The organism is Gammaproteobacteria bacterium (assembly GCA_011375345.1).
Taxonomy (GTDB): Bacteria; Pseudomonadota; Gammaproteobacteria; order DRLM01; family DRLM01; genus DRLM01.
Genome location: DRLM01000104.1, coordinates 1 through 3,913, shown reverse-complemented (window position 1 = coordinate 3,913; position 3,913 = coordinate 1). Strand labels below are relative to the sequence as shown.

Sequence of the window (3,913 nt, the reverse complement as noted above, 5' to 3'; positions counted from 1 at the left end):
TTCAGGGTCGAGCCCGTCGCTTCAAGGTTGTCCAATGACAAGCTGCTGCCCGAGATGTTGAACGTGCCGTTGGTCACAGTGAGCTTGGCGCTGCCTGCGCTGTCGGTGACGGTACCGGCCACCGAGCCTTCAAGCTGCGAGTCACGCGCTTCGTTAACGGTGAAAGTCAGGTCCAGATTCTGGGGCGGAAAGTTAAGCTGAACCGGCCTCCCTTCGGAAAACTCGATTTTGGAAGGGGGGGTAATGGACCCCGCCAGTGCCAGGGTCAAGGTTCCGCTGCCCGTACCAGTCACGGTGACGGTACCGTTGCCGGTAAGGCCGAGGCCGTCCGTATCAATGAATTTCCCGGCACCGAATTCGTATTCACCATTCCCCGCGCCAGAGTCCAGAAAAGCCTTCACCATGCGGAGGGCCCCTGTCACCGAGTCGCCCGAACCCTGATTAAAGGCTTCAGTAAGTTTACCCGCCTGCTCTACGTCCGCCTCAAATGCATCGGCAGGATTTTCCAGCGCCGCGATCTGCTTGGCCCAGTTCCGGATCTCCTGCACCAGTGCCTTGGCCTTGGCGATGTCGCTGTCACCGGCGTTGGGGCTGGGCTCAGGATCAATGATGCCGTCCACCCCGGCGGTGGTGATGGCGTCCTGAAACCGGTTCAGCAGGCCGGCCAACATGCCGGAGCGGTCCTCAACGTTCATGAGACTCCGTTGGGTTTCCAGGGCATCCTGCAGCTCCTGCAAGGAATAATTGGCCGGATCAGGCACCCCTTCGCTGGCCACCAGCGTCCCCTGGGAGAAGGACCCCGCCACGGTGTTCACCGCCTCCGCCAGGGGGCGCCCCTCCTGCACCGCCAGGGCGCCCACCGCGGCGCTCAGCAAGGCATAGACCCGCTGATCTTCCCGGGCCTCGTCCATGGCGGCGGGGTCGGTCAGATTCACCGGTCGGACACGGAGTATGTCCACGCCCCCCAGCAGATTGGCCACCTCGGAGTTCGCCGTCTCCGCTGCGGCGGCATCCACTACCGCTTCCCGCAGGGCGCGCTGGGCCGCCATGTGGGTGAAGGGCGTGATCTGGGCGCTCACTGTGGCGCCGCTGTCCGCCTTGGGCAATATGGCTGTCATGGCCAGGCCGGGTACGCGCATGTCCTCGCCCACGTCCACCGTGCTGTTGCCATTGGCATCGGCAATATCGTCATTGCGCGTGCCACAAGCGGGCGCGACATCACACACCATGGCTGTGGTCTCATCGGCACTGAGGGTGAACAACAGCGGCCCGCCGGCATAGGCCGTATCCAATGTCACCGTGTATTCGCCGGCATCGTCCGTGGTCGCCGTGCCCACCGTGCGCAATACCGAACCGTCGCTGGCCAGTTCCTCCACGGTCACCCGGCCCTGTTTGATTACACCCTTCACTGCCGCGCCACTGGCGGTGGTCGCGGTGCTGCCCGTGGATCCCTGCGGACTGCCGGAATCGGGCGTGCCGTCACCACCACCGCTGCAAGCGGCAAGGCCGAACATCCCCAGCAAGCACCACACCAACATCCCCCAACAACCTTTCTTTGCACTGGTCATTTTCATATGCCCCCCAATTGTCACACTATCGGAGATAGAGCATAAAACAAGGGAGATAACAGATGGATAACACGAGGTCGGTGCGCCGCTGAGGGGGATGGTTGCTGCCATGGGGTCGTGGTGCTGATGCTGATGGTCCACTGCACTGGGCTAGCCCAAATGTTGATTGAATCCTATGCGGGGTGAACGGCAGCCAGACCGTCGCGCGCGACCAGGATGCCCGTACCGCTTCTGGTTTCCATCGCCGCGGAGGACTGTCCGGGTTGAAGTGCCATGCTGCGAGACCAAACACCATGGCGCACCGAACATGTTTAACAGCTTGACATGGGATCACAGTCGCTTGTTAGGCCTGTTTACGCCATGAAATATCTACTTCCCTATGTTGAGCCACACAATCTCTCAGATAAAGATTTATAAGGCTTTGGTAAGGAATACCAGATTCCTCTGACATTTTCTTGAAATAGTCAATCACGTCCTCACTAAGCCTTATAGTTACTGGCTTCTTTAATTTTGAAACATAAGGATTTCTACGGGATTTCATTTTAGAAAGGTCATATTCCTTCTTCATCGTGCACCACCTTCATAGAACTTTCGTTCTTTCCTCGTCGCCCTTCGGGCAGAAATAATTCGGATTGTATCTCCAGAATCTCTTTCACAATGACATACAAGCAAAACCCTGGCATTGCAACTCACACCTAGTAACAAGAATCGATCTTCATCTAATTCCGAGCCTTCAGGATCATAGAACTGGACTGCAAACTCATCGTAAAACACGGTTCTGGCTTCCTCAAAGGAAACTCCGTGCTTCTTCAGATTCGATGCCGCTTTTGCTGGGTTCCACTCGAATTTCATGATATGTACATTGTATGTACGTTCGAGTGCATTTTCAAGCAGGCCTAACGCGGGTTAGGCGAATCACCACGCAGGGGGGCTGATTTGGAGATCGAAAGGTGAATTCACGGTGCCCCGGCGGGGCGGCTGGCCCCGCCCGGCATCGGGTTGTCGCGGTCCCTCAGCGCGCCGAGTGGCCACTCAGTTTCACTTCCACTTTTTCGTGCTCTGCCAAGCCGGCGTAGTAGTCGCGCAGGATCTGCAGCACTTCCGGACGGGAAAATTCGGCGGGCACCTGCGAACCTTCAGACAAGGCTTTGCGCAACTTGGAACCTGAAAGCAGCAGGCGGTCTTTTGCTTCATGGGGACAGGTGCGCATGGAGGCCATGCCCTGGCATTGGTAGCAGTAAAAGGTCCAGTCTATTTTGAGCGGCTGCGTTTCCAGGGCGCCGTGAGGAAGTTCATCGAAGATATGCTGGGCGTCGAAGGGACCGTAGTAGTCGCCGACGCCGGCATGGTCGCGGCCGACAATGAGGTGGGAACAGCCGTAGTTTTGCCGGAACAAAGCGTGAAGCAATGCTTCGCGGGGGCCGGCGTAGCGCATGTCCAGCGGATAGCCCGATTGCACCACGGTGTCTTTGACGAAGTATTTTTCGATCAGGGCGCCGATGGCCTTGGCACGCACATCCGCGGGAATGTCGCCGGGTTTGAGCTTGCCCAGCAGACTGTGAATCATTACGCCGTCGCAGGTTTCGATGGCGATTTTCACCAGGTATTCGTGGGAGCGGTGCATGGGGTTGCGGGTCTGGAACGCCACCACCGTGGACCAGCCTTTTTCTTCGAACAGCTTGCGGGTCTCGGCAGGCGTCATGTAGGTGTCGGCAAAGTCGGTGGGAAATCGGCCCTGGGACAGCACTTTCACCGGCCCGGCCAGGTTTACCTCACCCTGCGCCATGACCATTTTGACGCCGGGGTGGGCCGGGTCGGTGGTTTTGAACACCATCATGCATTCGTGTTCTTTGTCGATGCGGTATTTTTCCGTGACCCGCATGGTGGCCATGATCTCGCCGCTTTCGCCGTCCACCAGGGCGATGTCTCCGCCCAGCCCGATGCCGTCAGCGGTACCGGGATCGGTGGACAGGGTGATGGGGATGGGCCAGAACAGGCCGTTGGCCATCTTCATGCCGTCGCACACGCCTTCCCAGTCAGCCCGGGTCATAAAGCCATCCAGGGGGGTAAAGCCGCCGATGCCCAGCATGATGAGGTCGCCCACTTCCCGCGAACTGATGCTCACTTTCGGCAGCGTGGCGGCGCGGGCCTGTTCGGCTGTCAACGCGTCACCGCTGAGCAGCAGAGGTTTCAAACGCTCGGCGCCGTGGGGCTTGACTAGAGTGGACATAGTAAAAACTCCTTGATTGGATTAATAATTATTTGTCTCGCCGTGCCGACGGGCAGGCGCTGGGCGTGAGTTTGGGCCGCTATTCTACCGTGTTGGCGCGCGCGCGCCCATTGGG

Annotated in this window: 4 protein-coding genes; all 4 read right to left on the bottom strand. The window is 58.8% G+C overall.

Annotation, left to right across the window (positions count from 1 at the left end; genetic code table 11):
* On the bottom strand, nt 1-1,538 hold a 1,538-nt coding region (locus tag ENJ19_07715), incomplete at its 3' end, for a hypothetical protein (GenBank protein ID HHM05613.1).
* Between the two features lie 373 nt (nt 1,539-1,911).
* Nucleotides 1,912-2,136 carry an antitoxin gene (locus ENJ19_07710; protein HHM05612.1) on the bottom strand — a complete coding sequence of 75 codons (225 nt, stop codon included), beginning with the start codon at nt 2,134-2,136 and terminating at the stop codon, nt 1,912-1,914.
* Complete coding sequence (locus tag ENJ19_07705; GenBank protein ID HHM05611.1) at nt 2,133-2,423, bottom strand: BrnT family toxin; 291 nt, start codon at nt 2,421-2,423, stop codon at nt 2,133-2,135. The genes ENJ19_07710 and ENJ19_07705 overlap by 4 nt, the downstream gene beginning before the upstream one ends.
* 157 nt (nt 2,424-2,580) lie before the next feature.
* Nucleotides 2,581-3,798, bottom strand: a complete 1,218-nt coding sequence (gene sat / locus ENJ19_07700) for a sulfate adenylyltransferase (protein HHM05610.1) — start codon at nt 3,796-3,798, stop codon at nt 2,581-2,583.
* Between the last annotated feature and the right edge of the window lie 115 nt (nt 3,799-3,913).